The organism is Methylocystis sp. NC52PC (assembly GCF_055698645.1).
The window spans coordinates 998843-1014229 of the sequence record NZ_CP170127.1; the positions used below are offsets into that span (position 1 = coordinate 998843).

General features: G+C 65.9%; 22 protein-coding genes and 1 pseudogene. 14 read left to right on the top strand and 9 right to left on the bottom strand.

Going from position 1 to position 15387, the window contains the following annotated elements; genetic code table 11:
- The first annotated feature begins 43 nt into the window (after positions 1 to 43).
- Positions 44 to 925: an S-methyl-5'-thioadenosine phosphorylase gene (locus ACETII_RS06690; RefSeq protein WP_472787538.1), complete on the top strand. Its 882-nt coding sequence runs from the start codon at positions 44 to 46 to the stop codon at positions 923 to 925.
- 8 nt (positions 926 to 933) lie between these two features.
- On the opposite strand, the gene ACETII_RS06695 is transcribed toward ACETII_RS06690, so the two are convergent.
- Positions 934 to 1242: a hypothetical protein gene (locus ACETII_RS06695; protein ID WP_472787539.1), complete on the bottom strand. Its 309-nt coding sequence runs from the start codon at positions 1240 to 1242 to the stop codon at positions 934 to 936.
- Positions 1243 to 1357: 115 nt separating this feature from the next.
- On the opposite strand from ACETII_RS06695, the gene ACETII_RS06700 reads away from it, so the two are divergent.
- The 9 genes from ACETII_RS06700 to ACETII_RS06740 all read left to right on the top strand — a co-directional run bounded on the left by ACETII_RS06700 (position 1358) and on the right by ACETII_RS06740 (position 7626).
- Positions 1358 to 1885 (top strand): adenine phosphoribosyltransferase, encoded by a 528-nt coding sequence (locus ACETII_RS06700; protein WP_363350107.1) that lies wholly within the window; start codon positions 1358 to 1360, stop codon positions 1883 to 1885.
- A gap of 48 nt (positions 1886 to 1933) precedes the next feature.
- Positions 1934 to 3463, top strand: coding sequence for a L,D-transpeptidase family protein (locus ACETII_RS06705; protein ID WP_472787540.1), 1530 nt, complete (start codon positions 1934 to 1936; stop codon positions 3461 to 3463).
- 69 nt (positions 3464 to 3532) lie between these two features.
- Positions 3533 to 3862: a hypothetical protein gene (locus ACETII_RS06710; protein ID WP_472787541.1), complete on the top strand. Its 330-nt coding sequence runs from the start codon at positions 3533 to 3535 to the stop codon at positions 3860 to 3862.
- A 200-nt stretch (positions 3863 to 4062) separates the two neighbouring features.
- Entirely contained in the window at positions 4063 to 4365 is a 303-nt protein-coding gene (gene rplU, locus ACETII_RS06715; protein ID WP_363350110.1) for a 50S ribosomal protein L21, read from the top strand.
- Positions 4366 to 4423: 58 nt separating this feature from the next.
- Entirely contained in the window at positions 4424 to 4690 is a 267-nt protein-coding gene (gene rpmA / locus ACETII_RS06720; protein WP_472787542.1) for a 50S ribosomal protein L27, read from the top strand.
- Between the two features lie 194 nt (positions 4691 to 4884).
- Positions 4885 to 5487 carry a GNAT family N-acetyltransferase gene (locus ACETII_RS06725; protein ID WP_363350112.1) on the top strand — a complete coding sequence of 201 codons (603 nt, stop codon included), beginning with the start codon at positions 4885 to 4887 and terminating at the stop codon, positions 5485 to 5487.
- A 7-nt stretch (positions 5488 to 5494) separates the two neighbouring features.
- Positions 5495 to 6553, top strand: coding sequence for a GTPase ObgE (gene obgE / locus ACETII_RS06730; RefSeq protein WP_472787543.1), 1059 nt, complete (start codon positions 5495 to 5497; stop codon positions 6551 to 6553).
- Positions 6554 to 6612: 59 nt separating this feature from the next.
- Entirely contained in the window at positions 6613 to 7005 is a 393-nt protein-coding gene (locus tag ACETII_RS06735; RefSeq protein WP_363350114.1) for a DUF2946 family protein, read from the top strand.
- Between the two features lie 180 nt (positions 7006 to 7185).
- Positions 7186 to 7626, top strand: coding sequence for a hypothetical protein (locus ACETII_RS06740; protein ID WP_363350115.1), 441 nt, complete (start codon positions 7186 to 7188; stop codon positions 7624 to 7626).
- Positions 7627 to 7679: 53 nt separating this feature from the next.
- Here the strand turns inward: ACETII_RS06740 and ACETII_RS06745 are convergent, their stop codons facing one another.
- Positions 7680 to 8342, bottom strand: coding sequence for an O-methyltransferase (locus ACETII_RS06745; protein ID WP_472787544.1), 663 nt, complete (start codon positions 8340 to 8342; stop codon positions 7680 to 7682).
- A gap of 211 nt (positions 8343 to 8553) precedes the next feature.
- Here ACETII_RS06745 and ACETII_RS06750 point away from each other — a divergent pair, with 211 nt between their 5' ends.
- From ACETII_RS06750 to ACETII_RS06765, 4 genes are all read left to right on the top strand, one after another.
- Entirely contained in the window at positions 8554 to 8922 is a 369-nt protein-coding gene (locus tag ACETII_RS06750) for a hypothetical protein (protein ID WP_363350117.1), read from the top strand.
- Between the two features lie 196 nt (positions 8923 to 9118).
- A complete protein-coding gene (locus ACETII_RS06755) occupies positions 9119 to 9601 on the top strand; it encodes a hypothetical protein (protein ID WP_472787545.1) in 483 nt (160 codons plus the stop codon).
- A gap of 57 nt (positions 9602 to 9658) precedes the next feature.
- Positions 9659 to 10273, top strand: coding sequence for a L,D-transpeptidase (locus ACETII_RS06760; protein ID WP_472787546.1), 615 nt, complete (start codon positions 9659 to 9661; stop codon positions 10271 to 10273).
- Between the two features lie 33 nt (positions 10274 to 10306).
- Complete coding sequence (locus ACETII_RS06765) at positions 10307 to 11338, top strand: amino acid ABC transporter substrate-binding protein (RefSeq protein ID WP_363350120.1); 1032 nt, start codon at positions 10307 to 10309, stop codon at positions 11336 to 11338.
- Positions 11339 to 11360: 22 nt separating this feature from the next.
- Here ACETII_RS06765 and ACETII_RS06770 read toward each other — a convergent pair whose 3' ends face one another.
- From ACETII_RS06770 to ACETII_RS06800, 7 genes and pseudogenes are all read right to left on the bottom strand, one after another.
- Positions 11361 to 11570: a hypothetical protein gene (locus ACETII_RS06770; RefSeq protein ID WP_472787547.1), complete on the bottom strand. Its 210-nt coding sequence runs from the start codon at positions 11568 to 11570 to the stop codon at positions 11361 to 11363.
- A 37-nt stretch (positions 11571 to 11607) separates the two neighbouring features.
- Positions 11608 to 11835, bottom strand: coding sequence for a hypothetical protein (locus ACETII_RS06775; RefSeq protein WP_472787548.1), 228 nt, complete (start codon positions 11833 to 11835; stop codon positions 11608 to 11610).
- A 305-nt stretch (positions 11836 to 12140) separates the two neighbouring features.
- Positions 12141 to 13390, bottom strand: a pseudogene (locus ACETII_RS06780) (IS3 family transposase).
- A gap of 64 nt (positions 13391 to 13454) precedes the next feature.
- A complete protein-coding gene (locus tag ACETII_RS06785) occupies positions 13455 to 13655 on the bottom strand; it encodes a hypothetical protein (RefSeq protein ID WP_363350123.1) in 201 nt (66 codons plus the stop codon).
- A 107-nt stretch (positions 13656 to 13762) separates the two neighbouring features.
- Positions 13763 to 14047: a hypothetical protein gene (locus ACETII_RS06790; protein ID WP_472787549.1), complete on the bottom strand. Its 285-nt coding sequence runs from the start codon at positions 14045 to 14047 to the stop codon at positions 13763 to 13765.
- Between the two features lie 99 nt (positions 14048 to 14146).
- Positions 14147 to 14800 carry a tetratricopeptide repeat protein gene (locus ACETII_RS06795; RefSeq protein WP_472787550.1) on the bottom strand — a complete coding sequence of 218 codons (654 nt, stop codon included), beginning with the start codon at positions 14798 to 14800 and terminating at the stop codon, positions 14147 to 14149.
- Positions 14801 to 14913: 113 nt separating this feature from the next.
- Entirely contained in the window at positions 14914 to 15141 is a 228-nt protein-coding gene (locus tag ACETII_RS06800) for a hypothetical protein (protein ID WP_363350126.1), read from the bottom strand.
- Between the last annotated feature and the right edge of the window lie 246 nt (positions 15142 to 15387).

The window sequence follows — 15387 nt, forward strand, 5'->3', positions numbered from 1 at the left end:
TTGACGCCCGGGCGTTCGCGCCGACTGTCAAAGGGAGAGGCGCATGACGCGCGCGGTTGTCGGCATCATTGGCGGTTCAGGAGTCTACGAACTGCCCGGCGCCGAGAATGTGCGGCGGGAGCGGGTCACGACGCCGTGGGGGGAACCCTCCGACGAGTTGGTTTTCGGGGAGATCGGCGGCACGAAGGCGGTGTTTCTGCCCCGCCACGGCCGCGGCCACCGGCTCGCCCCGTCGTCGATCAACTATCGCGCCAATATTGACGCGATGAAGCGCGCGGGCGTCACGGACATCATTTCCGTCTCCGCCTGCGGGTCGTTCAAATCCCAATTTTTCCCGGGCCTTTTCGTGCTCGTCGACCAGTTCGTCGACCGCACCTTCGCGCGCCAGTCGTCGTTCTTCGGCGACGGCTGCGTGGCGCATGTCTCCCTGGCGCATCCGATCGCGCCGCTGCTGTCGGGGCGCATCGCCGCAGCGGCGCGCGCGGAAGGGATCGAGATCGCGGTCGGCGGGACCTACGTCTGCATGGAGGGGCCGCAGTTCTCGACCTACGCCGAATCGCTTCACTACAAGGCGGCGGGCTTCGACCTCATCGGCATGACGGCCATGCCCGAGGCCAAGCTCGCGCGCGAGGCCGAGATATCCTACGCGACGATCGCCATGGTGACCGACTTCGACTGCTGGCATCCCGAGCACGATCACGTCGACGTGGCGTCGGTGATCGAGATCGTGCGCAGGAACTCGGCCGCGGCTGCGCGTCTCGTGGCGCGGGTGCTCAAGGATTTCCCCGCCGAACACGAGCCATGCCCCATCGGCTCCGACCGCGCGCTCGACAACGCCATTCTAACGGCGCCGGAAGCGCGCGACCCGGCTTTGCTGAGAAAGCTCGACGCGGTGATGGGGCGCCTGAACGCTGCGGGCAAATAGCCCCATCGTCAATAATACCACCAGCCATTGCGCCATTGGCCCTGCAAGCGCAGCGGCGGCGCGGGGCGGCGGGCCGCGACGTTCGACCCATAATAATCGCCCGAATAGCTGCAGCCGTAGCAGCCGCCATAGCCCTGAGGACCGAATCCCGCGGCCTGCCCCGCGCCCTGAGCGCTCCCCTGGCTTGCGGGACTGAAAGGTTGGACTGGCGTGGCCGAACCCAGGAGCGGCGGCGGCGCGGGGAACTGGGGCGCGTCGCCCTGCGCGGCGGCGGCGAAAGGAAAAAGCGCGAGGCAAAAGGCGACGGCGCGGCGCATCTGGCGACAACCTTGGAGTTTGGCCCGGTTGCAGTGTATGCAGCTTGTCTGCGCGCGCCAGCGCGATCTCAACTTAAGGTTGAGAATGCCGTAATACGCCACCAAGGGTCATTTTATGCCGCTTCGCGCCGCCATTCGCACGATTCCGGATTATCCGAAGGAAGGCATTCTCTTCCGCGACATCACGACGCTGCTCGGCGACGCCAAGGCGTTTCGCAAGGCGGTGGACGAACTCGTTCAGCCCTGGGCGGGGATGAAGATCGAGAAGGTCGCCGGCATGGAGGCCCGCGGCTTCATTCTAGGCGGCGCGGTCGCCCATCAACTCTCTTCGGGATTCATCCCGATTCGCAAAAAAGGCAAATTGCCGCACGAGACTGTGTCGATTGCCTATGAGCTGGAATATGGGACGGACGAGATGGAGATGCATGTCGACGCCGTCGCGCAAGGCGAGCGCGTCATTCTCGTCGACGATCTGATCGCCACCGGCGGCACCGCGACGGGCGCGATCCGGCTCTTGCAGAAAATGGGGGCGGATGTGGTCGCAGCCTGTTTCGTCATCGACCTTCCCGATCTCGGCGGCGCGAAGAAGATTGAGGCGCTCGGCGTGCCGGTGCGCACCCTCGTCGCCTTCGAGGGACATTGACCGGGGGCGGCCCCAGGCTCTGCGTCGAGAGGAACCAAACGCCCGCTCATGAAGCCGCGCCCCACGCATCTTCTGTTCGCCGCGCTCGCCGTCGCCGCGTTCGGTCTTGGCGTCGGCGCGCTGCGTTATCTGCCCGGAGCCGGCAAGCCGCGCGCCGGCGCCGGTAAAGTCGCCGTCGCGCCCGGCGCGCCGCATCCCGCCGGCGGCGCCATCCTGCCGGGGCTGCGACGCGGCGCGACGCCGCCGCCCGCCGCCTCCGCCCCTTCCCCAGCTTCCGCCGAAACCGCCCCGGCCGCTCCGGCGGCGATGCTGCTCCCCGGCGTCGCCCCGCTCCCGGCGATGACGGCGCAGCCGGCGCCCCCTGCGGCCATCGCCGCCGCGACCCCGGCGCCCGCGGAGAGCGCGCCCGAGCCGGCCGCGACCGGTCTCGACGGCGGCGGCGGCGTGGAGGGGTCAGTGTCCTTCCCCCCGCCTCCGCCGACGCGGCCCCCCGAATTTCGCAATGCGGAAACCCCGCTGCCGCCCGTGCGGCCGCGCGACCTGGCCGCGCTGGAGGCGCCGGCCCCACCCGACCCCGCCCCGCCCGCGGCGCAGCCGGCGCCGCCTGCCGCCGCGCCCGCGCAGCAGACGCCCGCGTTATCCTGGTCTTTCCCGCAATGGCCCCAGGCCGCCCAGCCGGCGCCGGAGAACGCCCCCGCCGCGACCTCGGCGCCGCTCTACGTGGATGTGCCGACGCCGCCGACTCGGCCGGCCGATCTTGTCAAGCTCGCCGCCCTCGCGCCGGCGAAGGACGCCGCCGCCCCAGGGACGACCGAGGCTGCGCCAGCCGCCGCAGCGCCTTCCGCCGCCGCCGAGGGGGCACAGGTCGCGCGCCTCCAGGAGCCGGCGCTGCGGCCCGCGCCGGAAGACGCGTTCCAGCCCCCGCCGCCGAAATTCGGCATGGGCGATCCGGTCTTCGTGCGCATCTTCAAGCAGGAGGGTCAGCTCGAACTGTGGCTGAAGAAAAACGGCCGCTACGCGCTCTTCAAGACCTTCCCGATCTGCAAATGGTCGGGGCGCCTCGGCCCCAAGCTCAAAGAGGCGGATTATCAATCGCCCGAGGGCTTTTACAGCGTCTCGGCCAGGCAGCTCAATCCGCATTCCAATTATTATCGCGCCTTCAACGTCGGCTATCCCAACGCCTTCGACCGGCAGAACGGCCGCACCGGCGGGCTCGTCATGGTGCATGGCGCCTGCAAGTCGGTCGGCTGCTTCGCCATGACCGACCGCGGAATCGAGGAAATTTACAATTTCGTCGAAGCCGCCCTGCGCGCCGGGCAGAAGGAAATCCCGGTGCATATTTTTCCCTTTCGCATGACAGAGGCCAATCTCGCCCGCGAAACCGGGAACACGGGCGGCTGGCTGGCTTTCGTCAGCGGCGGCGGCGGCTATTCGCAATGGGCCGGCTTCTGGCAGAACCTCAAGCAGGGCTACGATATGTTCGAGCAGACGGGCGAGCCGCCGGTCGCCTTCGCCTGCGGCGACCACTATGAATTCGACGGCGGCTCCTCCGCCTGCCGCCGCGTCGCCGGCTGGTGATCGTTCAGACTCCCTTCATGAGAAAGGGAGGAGATTACAGTGGCCTGTATCGCCGCAAGCGAGAAGTTCATGTCAAGGATCCGCCGTCTCCTCCTGGCCAGCGCCGGCGCGCTGCTCGCCGCCTCCCCGGTTCAGGCGGGAGGCCCGAACGTGGCCGTCTGCATGACCCTGGCCAACGCCTACAACAACTGCATCGTTCAGCAGAATTACGCCGCCGGCCGCGGGGGCCCGCCAAGAGGCTATCCGGGGGGCTATGGACGCGGCTATGACGATCGCGGGGGCTGGGACGCGGACGACGACGCCTATTGGCGGGCGCAACGCCGGGCCGCCCGCGCCAATCGCGCCCAGGCCGCCTGCATGGGCTGGCTTGCGCAGATGAAGGCGGCTAACTGTTATTAGCCGGCGGCGAGCGCGGCCTGACCATTGACAAGGCCCGGCCGAAGCGCTAGGCAATCTCTGCTTCGTCGCGGCGGTCTCGCCGCGTTTTCTTTTTGAGCGAAGCGCAACCGGTCCAACTGCCAAGAAGCCGGCCCGCACGCGTAACGTCACGGCGTTAGGCGCAAAAATGCGAGAGCCGGGTCCGAACACAGGAAAACAAGATGTTCGCAGTCATCAAAACCGGCGGCAAGCAGTATAGCGTGTCCGCTGGAGACATTATCACGGTCATGGCGCTCGAGGGCGCGCCGGGCGACAAGGTCACTTTCGACGAGGTGCTGATGATCGGGGGCGACTCCCCCAAGATCGGCGCTCCCACCGTCGCAGGCGCCAGCGTGTCGGGCGAGATCGTCGAGCAGGCGCGCAGCGCCAAGTCGATCGCCTTCAAGAAGCGCCGCCGCCAGAACTCCAAGCGCAAGCGCGGCCATCGCCAGGACTTGACGCTCGTCAAGATTCTCGCGATCTAACGACAGAATTCACAAGCGGTCTCAGCGCCGCTGAACAGAAACGGTTCGGAGCAGGAAAATGGCTCACAAAAAAGCGGGCGGCTCGTCGCGCAACGGCCGCGACTCGGATGGCCGGCGCCTCGGCGTCAAGAAATTTGGCGGCGAAGCGGTGCTCGCCGGCAACATCATCATTCGGCAGCGCGGCACCAAGTGGCATCCCGGCCGCAACATCGGGATGGGCAAGGACCACACGCTCTTCGCCCTTGTCGACGGCGTCGTCGAGTTTAAATCCAGCCGCGGGCGCTCCAGCGTATCCGTGGTGCCGGCGGCCCAGGCCGCAGAGTAAGGCGGACGGATCGCGAGCGACCCGCCGCCGGTCCTTCCCCGGCGGACAGGTCGTCTTGAAGACCCCGCAAGGAGCTTGAAGGCTCCAAGGCGAAATGTCCGGAAACGGCCCGTCTGGGCCAGCAGGGGGAAGCGGCCGCCGCTTTCCCCTTTGTCGCGTCCGGGGCCGGTTCGGTCTTTCGCTTGGAGCCCTTCATGTTTCCCGAGATTACCCACGACGACGTTTTCAGGCTGGAAACCGAACGGATGTGGCTGCGGTGGCCGCGGATGTCGGACGCCGACGCCATCGCGCGCCTCGCGGGCGATCCGGACGTCGCCGCGCAGACCGCCAATATTCCGCACCCCTATTATCTGCGTGACGCCGAGCAGTTCATCCGTCGCGCGCGCGCCGAAAACGAGTCGGGTCAGGGGCTCGTGCTGGCGCTCGCCTTCAAGCGGCGGCCCAACGAAGCGATTGGCGTCATCGGCGCGCATGGGTCGGATTTTCGCGGAACCGCGCAACTGGGTTACTGGCTCGGTCGGGAATTTTGGGGCCAGGGCCTGATGACGGAAGCCGCGCGGGTCTTCGTCGATATGATTTTCGGCGTCTCCTCGCTCGGCGAGATCGTCTGCGACGCCCTGCCCGGCAATCTCGCCTCCCGCCGCGTGCAGGAGAAGCTCGGCTTCGTAAGCCTCGGCGAGGCGGAAATCGACGCGCCGGCCCGCGGCGCGCGGCTGAAGGTCCTGCGCACGCGGCTCTCGCGCGGCGCGGCCCATACCGCCTTTGGCGCGCGCCGCCCCAGATTGACGTCAACGTGAGCCTTTCATGAAATTCCTGGATCAGGCCAAAGTCTACGTCCGCTCCGGCGACGGCGGCGCCGGCTGCGTCTCCTTCCGGCGTGAGAAATTCATCGAATTCGGCGGCCCGGACGGGGGCGACGGCGGCCGCGGCGGCGACGTCGTGGCCGAATGCGTCGACGGCCTCAATACGCTGATCGACTACCGCTACCAGCAGCATTTCAAGGCCAAGACCGGCATGCACGGCATGGGCAAGAACCGCGCCGGCGGGCGCGGCGCCGACGCCGTGCTGAAAGTGCCGGTCGGCACTCAAATCTTCGAAGAGGACGGCGAGACGCTAATCGCCGACCTCACCGAGGTCGGCCAGCGCGTGGTGATCTGCAAGGGCGGCAATGGCGGCTTCGGCAACGCCCATTTCACCACCTCGACCAACCGCGCCCCACGCCGCGCCAATCCCGGCCAGTCCGGCGAGGAGCGCACCCTCATCCTGCGGCTGAAGCTCATCGCCGACGCCGGGCTCGTCGGCCTGCCGAACGCCGGCAAATCGACGTTTCTGGCGAGCGTGACCGCGGCGAAGCCAAAGATCGCCGATTATCCGTTCACCACGCTGCACCCCGGCCTCGGCGTCGTGCGCGCCGACGAGCGGGAGTTCGTGCTCGCGGACATTCCGGGGCTGATCGAGGGCGCACATGAGGGCCACGGCCTCGGCGACCGGTTTCTGGGCCATGTCGAGCGTTGCCGCGTGCTGCTGCATCTTATCGACGCCACCGGCGAACACGCGGGCAAAGACTACAAGACCGTGCGCGGCGAGCTCTCCGCCTATGGCGCCGGGCTCGACGAGAAGCCCGAGATCGTCGCCCTCTCGAAGAGCGACGCGGTCGATCCCGACCATCTCAAGAAGCAGCGCGAGCGCCTCAAACGCGCGATCGCCAGCGCCGGCCCGCCACCCGAGGCGCGGGGCCCGCTGCTCACGCTCTCGGCCGCCACGGGCTCCGGCGTCACCGAGGCACTGCGCGCCCTGGGGGCCCGCATCGACGCCTCCCGCGCCGAGGCGGGCGTCGCCGCGCCTGCCCCCTGGGAACCTTGACCGTTAATTATGCCCCGCCCATTGACCTTGACGGGAGCAACCACTAGCTTCGAGAGGCTATGATCCCGCGCAACGACAGGAGAAGGCATTTCGGCTCGACAGCGGCGACGCTGCTCGTGGCCTATCTGCTTATCCTGCAGGGGATCGCGGCGGGGGCCGTCACCAGCGCTCGCGGCGCGGCGCTTTTCGCCGACGCGATCTGCCTCGGCAAGAGCTCCGGCCCTCTCGACGGCTCGCCGGGCGCGCCGATCCGGCCCACACGCCATGGCGACGCCTGCTGCGTCATCCATTGCGCCTCCCTGGGCGGCGCGACGACGCCCTCAGCCTTTGTCGGCGAGACCCCGCCGGCGCTCACCTATATCGAGGCCCGCCTCGCCTTCGAGCATGCGTTGTCGGGATCGGAGGCGGCGACCCCGCCGCTCGGCTCGCGCGCGCCCCCCGCCTTCGCCTGAAGCCCGCCGCGACCAGCGGCGTCGAACGGCCTCGCCCGCCCCTGCGGGAAAGAGGCATGGCGTTGGACAGCGTCTCCAGAGAGCTTTGCGCTTGATCATCTCTGCCAAAGCCGGGCCGCAAGGCCCGTTGTGTCCGCCTCTGTTGCGGCCGGCTGGAGCGCGTTTAGGTGACTTCAGATCATGGATCAGAATTCCCCGCGGAAGCGAAAGCCGGTCAAGGCTGTCGCCCGCATCTCGTCGCGCGAGCGGCGCTGCTCGCAGAATGGCAAACTGACCGCGCCCCTCGAAGGCTCGATCCGCGTCGGCTCTTCGGCCGAGCGGCTCTACCCCGACGCCCCACAGCGGGGGCGCATCGAAGTGATGGAAATGTATTTCGACGCCGACGGCCGCCCGATCAAGCGCAAGGGGCTCGGCGCCGAACGCGTGGCGCGCGCCTATGACGCGAAAGGCAATCAGGTCGAGGAGGCCTATTTCAACGCCGAGGGCAAGCCGACTGTCCGCAAGGACGTGGGCGCCGCCCGCATCGCCTGGCGTTATGACGACGCCGGCCGCCGCGTCGAGGCCGCCTTTTACGGCGCCGATGGGGCTCCGATCCGGTCCTCCGACCCGGGCGAAATCTGAGGCGGCGAGGGTTCGCAGCCGCCCCCGCGCGACCCGCGTGGGGGCCGCCGCATTTATTTGACCCGCGCGATCAGAAAACCGTCCCAACCTTTCGAGCCGACCGTCTGGATCGCCGTCGCGGCGACGCGCGGCTCGGCGGCGACGGCGTCGAAGAGCGCCCGCGCCCCGAGGCCGCCGTCATCCGTCGTGGCGGCGTCGGCGACCGCCCCTTCCCTTACGACATTATCGACGACGATTAATGCGCCCGGCCGGGAGAGTTGGAGCGCCCATTTGAAATAGGCTGCATTGTTGGCCTTGTCGGCGTCGATGAAAGAGAGATCGAAGGGCGCGCCGCCTTCGGCGGCCAGCTTCGGCAGAATGTCGAGCGCGGCGCCGACCCGCAGATCGACTTTCTCCCCGACGCCCTCGCGCGTGATATTGTCGCGCGCAATCTCTGCATGGCGCGGCTCGAATTCGATCGTCACGACCTTGCCGCTCGGCGCCAGCGCCCGCGCCAACCAGATCGTCGAATAGCCGCCGAGGGTTCCGATTTCGAGAATGCGCGTGGCGCAGGTCGCGGCGGCGAGCAGATGCAAAAGCTTGCCCTGCGGCGCAGAAACATCGATTGCGGGCAGGCCGGCGCGCTTGTTGGCGTCGAGCGTCGAGTGCTGCCCCTCCTCGGGCGCGATGAGGCGATTTGCAATGTAATCGTCGACCGCTCGCCAACTCTCTGTCATCGCCGGACTCCTTGTCGCTTGCGGCGGCAGCTTGACCTCGTTCGAGGCAAAACCATTTGACCTTCTGCGGATGTTCGTGCCAAGTGCCGCAGTTCGCGCTCAACCTGTGAGCAGAACGAGGAAGGCTTGATGGCCGCAGTTCGATTAAGCCTCAGTCTCCCTGCGGCCGACGAAGCCGCTCATCAGCCAAAATTTTATGGGAGCGAAACGAATGATCAAGCTTGCTTTCACCACGGCCGCCGCGGTCGTCGCCCTGAGCGTCCCGGCTCTCGCCGAGTCGTGGAACGTGACGGAAATCGCCACGTCCGGCATCAAGCGCGCCTCGGGCACCTGGACGATCGCTGCGCAGGGCGACAAGGTCACCGGCAAGGCCGACCTGCAGCTCGATAACGGCTCGGTGCTCACCTACAAGCTCGACGGCACGGTCGCCGGCGGCGCCTACACCGTCAAGCTCGTCGACCGCACCGACGACAAGAAGGATTGCGTCTGGACCGGCAAGCCGAACGAAACCGGCCGCGTCTTCAACGGCGACGTGACCTGCTCCAACGGCAAGTTCTCGATCCGCGCCGGCGCGCAGTAAGCTGTTCCTGTGTAAGAGAGCTCAAACGCCGGCCTTCGGGCCGGCGTTTTAATTTGCGCGCCCTTTGCGCCGCGCCGTTCACCAAAATTGTGGCTAGAATGATTCTTTAGCTATGCTATGACTTTACGCGCCTGTCGCTTGCGTGCTTGTTACTTTTGTCGAGGCTTAGTCGCCGTCGAAGTCCCGAGGTGTCTTCATGCGCGTTTCAAATATGCGTCCGCTTTTAGTTTCACTGGCCATCGGGATGGCGGCCGCGCCGCTTGCTTCCTGTAATTCCCCTCAGACGGCGAACCCCGGCGTGGCGCAAGGCGTTCCCGCCATTCCCTCGACCATCGCGCCCGGCGCCCTCGTCGGCCGCTGGGGCGTCGCCGCCTACCATCGCGACAGCGACCGCCCCCGCACGGAGGCGGAGGCGCGCCGCCAATGCAACAACGCCTATGCAATCAAGCCCGGCCCGACCGGCGGCGTGATGATGCATCTTGCGGACGAACCGCAGGTGTCGGAGCTGGTGCTCAAAGGCAGCCCGAGCGGCGTCACCTATCTCGGCCCGCCGGGTCCGGCCGCCGTGCCGACCGATCGCGAAATTGTCACAATCGACGACAATTCCTTCACCGTGAAATGGGTGAGCCCCGACAACTCCACGCGCTACGGCACGATGGTCTACGTTCGCTGCACATAAGCGCGAAGGCGCCGCGTCGCATATTTCAGTTAGGCCCATCCCGAAAGAGGTTCGACGATGGCATTTGCAGTCAAGGCTATCCGCCTGATGGTGGCGTCTTCGGCGCTGTTTCTGCTCGGCTTCGGCGCCGCGACGGCGGCGAGCCCCCAGGCAGATGAAATGGAGATCGACGAGCAGCCAGGCTATGAGCCGAGCCCGGAGGAGGAGACGCTTTCCGGGCCTTACGAGCGACAGGTCGTCTTTTTCCGCACCACGGAAGCGCCCGGCACCATCGTGGTCCACACGGCCGACCGCTATCTGTATCTCGTGCAGGGCGACAATCGCGCCATTCGTTACGGGATCGGGGTCGGCCGCGAAGGCTTCCAATGGGCCGGCATGCACAAGATCACCCGCAAGCAGGAATGGCCCGACTGGCGCCCGCCGCCGGAGATGATCCAGCGCCAGCCCTATCTGCCGCGTTTCATGGCCGGCGGACCGGGCAATCCGATGGGCGCGCGCGCCCTTTACATCGGCCAGACGGTCTATCGCATCCACGGCACCAACCAGCCGCAGACGATCGGCCACGCCGTTTCGTCGGGCTGCTTCCGACTGGTCAACGGCGACGTGACCGATCTCTTCAATCGCGTTCCGATCGGCACCAAGATCGTCGTCAAGCAGGCGGCGGATCTGTAGTTTCATCTCCTACCGCTATTGAAAGAGGTCGTTATGCGTCTTCTGCACAAGCGCGTTCGCGCGTTCATCCCCTTGCTGACGGCCTCCTTCTGCCTTTTTGGAGCGGCGTCGCAGGCCTCGACCCTCGATACGGTGAAGCAGCGGGGCGCGCTCATCTGCGGGGTGAGCTCCGGAATCGCCGGATTTTCGATCGCCGACGACAAGGGCAAATGGTCGGGCTTCGACGTCGATTTCTGCCGCGCCGTCGCCTCGGCGATCTTCGGCGACCCGTCGAAAGTTCAATTCGTGCCGGTCGCGGCCGACCAGCGTTTCGAAGCCTTGAAGTCCGGCAAGTTCGACCTGCTGTCGCGCAATTCGACCTGGGCTTTCTCCAATGAGGTCGAACAGGGTCTCGTCTTCGCCGGAGCCACCTATTACGACGGCCAGGGCTTTCTCGTGCCGAAAAGCCGCAAGGCCACATCCGCGCTCGAACTCGACGGCGCCAAGGTTTGCCTGAAGGCGGGCACGACGACGGAAGCCAATGTCGAGGACTACTTCCGGCAAAATCATATGAAGTTCGAGCCGGTGCGCTTCGAGCTTCTTGCCGACATTCTCAAGGCCTACGACTCCGGCCAGTGCAATGTGATCTCGAGCGACGTGTCGCAATTGCATGCGAACCGGCTCGAACTCAAGAAGCCGAACGACCATGTTATTCTGGCCGACGTCATCTCGAAGGAGCCCCTCGGTCCCGCCGTGCGTCAGGGCGACGACCAGTGGCTCAACATCGTGAAATGGGTCAGTTTCGCCATGCTGAACGCTGAGGAGCTCGGCATCAACAGCGCCAATGTCGAAGAGGCCAAAAAGTCCCAGAAGCCGGCGGTGCGCCGCTTTGTCGGCGCCGAGGGCGACATTGGCAAGCATCTGGGCCTGTCGCCCGACTGGGCCGTCAATATCGTAAAGAACGTCGGCAATTACGGCGAAACGCTCGAGCGCAACGTCGGCCGGAAATCCAAGCTCGGCATTGCGCGCGGGCTCAATCAGCTGTGGACAATGGGCGGCATTCAATACGCGCCGCCCCTTCGCTGATCCGCGCGCCGACGCTGCGGCGTCAGGCGGCGTGATCGTCGGCGAGAAGAAAGCTCGGCATTACGCCGAGCCGTTCCGGGGCGCTTTTTTCGAGCTTCTTCTCGGGTCCGACCGCAACGTCGAGCGCCGCCGCGATCGCCGGGGCGCCAATGTCCTGATAATGGCGCAGCAGCCAATCGCGCGCCTGACGCTCACGCATTTCGAGATATTTCCTGTCTGTCGACTCGGTCATCACGACACTCCTGTTACCGTTTGTTTTTTGAAAAAGATCATTCCGCCGCGGCGGCGCGGTGGAGGGGCGTCATGCTCGACTGCTTCGCCTCTGGGCGGTCCTGCAGCGCCATGATGGCGTCGCGGGCTTCGGTCGCGGTGCCGAAGAGATTGCTTTGGAGCGCGCTCAGCGAACGCCGCGTCGCATAAAAGCGATAGCCCTCCGCCTCGCGAACGATCAGCCCCACCGTATCCTGCTCAATCTCGATCAAATAGGCGTGCGACATACGGCTTCCTCACATTCTTACGAATGATTGTTCTTTGCCTCTCGCAGGAACGCCCCTCCGGCGCTTGCCGCACCGCGGCCCTGTCGCGCGAAACTGCGCGTCGAAATCGCTTTCATTGGGACAAGGGGGACGTAACCCAAAGCAAAGTTGGAAATAGGTAAAGTTTTGGTAATCGAAGAAAGGAACGTTTAACGATTTCGCCTCTTCCCGGCCCGGCCGCTTTCGGCGCGCCGGGCGCGCTGCAGGGTCGGACTCATCTGTCGCCTGTACTGCGGCCCGGTTTTGAGACAACCGACTGCGCTTATTCAGGCGGCCAAGGGTAGCTCTGCGATGTTTGCCTTGGCAACCGAAAGCTGTTCGGCTCTCACCTGATCGGGCGTTTTGTAGCCGTGCCTGGCGACGAGCCAAGTTTTGTTGTAACGCGCGGCGAATTCGATGAGCGCCACCCTGAGGTCCTCGATCGTGCGGAAGGCCCTGACCCACAACAGGTTCTCCTTCAGCGTCCGGATGAAGCGCTCGGCGACGCCATTGCCCTCGGGCTCTCGCACGAAAGAGGGCGAGGCTTCAATTCCCAGGCATTTGACCTCGGACTGAAAATCTTCCGACATGTAATTGGACCCGTGATCGTGACGCAGTCTCAATCCGCAGGCGATTTCTGGAGCGATCGCGCCGAAGCAGCGTTTCACGCCCTGTCGAACAGGCTCCAGCGCCTCGAACCGATTGGCTGATTTTGCGGCGTGAACGCCGACGACCTCCGAGTTGGCGTGTTCGACGGCGACGAACACATAAGCCTTGCCTTCATCGGTCGTAACCGTTTGTGTCATGTCGGTTCCCCACATTTCGTTGACACGATCGGTGACGATCGTGCCGTCATGCGTCTTGGCCGACGCCGACACCACTCGATGCGGCGCAAGCAATCCATGTTCGCGCATCACGCGCCGCACCCGTCGGGGACTGGCGCGCACGCTGGAGACTCGTAGCCGCGCCCATATCTTCCGGTAGCCTTCGCCATGGAATTCAGAGGCCTCGATTTCGCGACGGATGTGATCCGCCAGTTCGGCATCCGAACATGCCCCAATGGGGCCGGGTCGACGTCGGGGAGTGTCTTCAGGCGTCTCCACGCGAGATCGATACACGGTTGCCCGCGACAGGCCCCACACCCGCGTCACGCGCGACAATCCATAGATGCGACCGAAAGACAGAGAACGAGCCCGGCTCATTTCCTCGGCCTCCGGCGGGCCAAAGGGCGTTTGTTTTCCAGGACGTCAATCTTGGCGTAGAGAAGCTCGTTATCCATGGTGATCTCGCCCACCTTGGCCTTCAGCCGGGCGATCTCATCGTCGCGGTCATCCCGCTCGCGCTCTTTCAGAGCCGAGGCGGCCCCCGCCAGAGCCCGATCCCGCCATTCGGTCAGCTTCTGGATGGTGACATTGGTCTCGCGAGCCACCAGTTCCAACGGCTCTCCGCGTAGGAGGCGGGCCACGACCGCCATCTTGCGCTGAACGGAAAAACGCCGGCCCCTGGCGCTAACCTTCTCTTCCTTGGTCACTTTCAAATCTCCGGTTGCGGTTCAAATTACCGCAGCCGGCTGTCTCACCTAACCGTGCCGCACCCCAGACTCATCTGTCGCCCGAAGCCACCAGACGGCCTACGAAAACGCCGCCGTCGTCGAGCGCTGCGGCGTCCTGCGCGGGCGCCGACGGCGTGACAAAGCCGATGAGCGCCGCGCCGATCGCCAATGCGATCACCATGAAAAGCGAAATGCGGAATTGGCGGCGCGCGGATTCGCCGTGCATGGCGGAATAAAGCGTGTCTGACATGATCGCCTCCGTTGTCTGATTGACGACGGCAAGCTAGCGATCGTGACGGCGCCCCGATGTGCGCCGCCGCACATCGAGGCCAGAGACGGCAAGTGGCGACCTCGCCGTTACTTCGTAGGGCCGCGCATCCCCGAGCTTCCCGCCCCGCTGCCCACGCCCCAATCGAGCCCCGACCCGAAGTTGCCGGACTCGCGGCTACCGGCCGGGGCGCTTCTGTTGCCGGTCGACGCGCCCTGCCCCGAGCGCCCTGGCTGGCCGCCGCCGGGCCCCGGCGGGTCGGACGTTCCGGCCCCCGCGCCGCCGCGCGTCTCGGAGGTTCCCGCGCCCTGCGCCATGGCGAACGGAACGCCAAGCGCCAGCGCTACGAACAGTGAGATGCAGTGCCGCGCCATGCTCTTGTTCCCTCACGCCCCATCGCCCCCTGCCGTCGGGGGCAGATAGGCGGTGGGTCGACAGGGTCAATGCGCGGCGATGCGGAACGCCGCCCCCCGTCAGACGGCAAAATTGTCGCGGCGCCGCCGCGAGCGCCACAAGAGAAGCGCCGCCCCCGCGCAGACCAGGAGCGCCGCCGGCAGAGCGACCCAGGGAGCAACCGACGCACGGGATCTGTCGGAGGCGGCGAGCTTGGGCGGCTCTACGGCTGCGACGCTCTTCGCGACTTCCGGCGACGGGAGCTGAGCCGGTTGCGGCGCCGGCGCGGCGGGGCCGTCCAAACCGGCGTGAGGCTCCGTGATCCGGCGGATCGCCGCCTCGAGGTCGGCATCGGATCGCCCCAGGTCGCGCAGGCGCAGATAATCCGCGAGGCTTTGAGACGCCTGTCCTTGCATTTCATAGGCGAGGCCGCGCAATCTCAGGGCCAGCGCGTGATCTGGCGCGAGCCGAATCGCCCGGCTGAAATCGCCGATGGCGTAGTCGAACGCCCCGAGTTCGCCGAAGGCGACGCCGCGGCGCAGCAACACCGCCGCATTATTCTTGAACTTCTGAAGGACCGCTGTGCACGCCGACACCGCCTCGACCGCCGGCAAGGCCTCGCTGAGACACGAGCCGCGCGAATAGCCGAGCCGGGCGGCCTGCGCGGGGCCGAGCGACGCCGCGGCGGCTGTCGCGAAAATCAGGGCAAGGAAAAGCGCGCGCATCCTTGGCATGCAAAGACTCTTGCAAAACAGGCGCCCAACGGCCCTGCTCCGACCTTGAGAGCTTGCGCCAACAAATGCTTCGGAAAGATTAAGCTCTTCCCAGTAGTGATCTTTTGCGATCGTTACTCACGTCCCGGCCAGTTTTCCAGCGCATTTCGCGCGGCTTCCAAGATCAAAAGGACCATGGCGCCGAAGGCGGACGAAATCCCGGCGACCTGCGCGAACGCCAAAAGGCCGCGCTCAGCCGTGTAATCGCCGAGATGCAGATAGATATGGATCGCGAGAATCGCGCCGCTCAGCGCGGCGGCGGCGAGGATGACGGGCGGCGCGCTCACCTGAGTCTTTCGCATCGCGTCGCTCCCCCGGACCAGCAGTCGCCCTTCGCGCGGTCGCCGCGCTTCTTGGCTGAGGAGCAGAGTAGGGAGTTTTCGCCAGCCGACCACTCCCGGGCCGCCAAAATGCGCTCACTCACAGCCGCCGCACGGGCGCCCAGACCTTGACTGCCGGAAAGAAAAGAGTCAGCGCGCAGTAAAAATGGAATAAAAACTCACTGTATTCAGCTTTGAAAACCCCTGAAATCACGCGTATATTTCAAC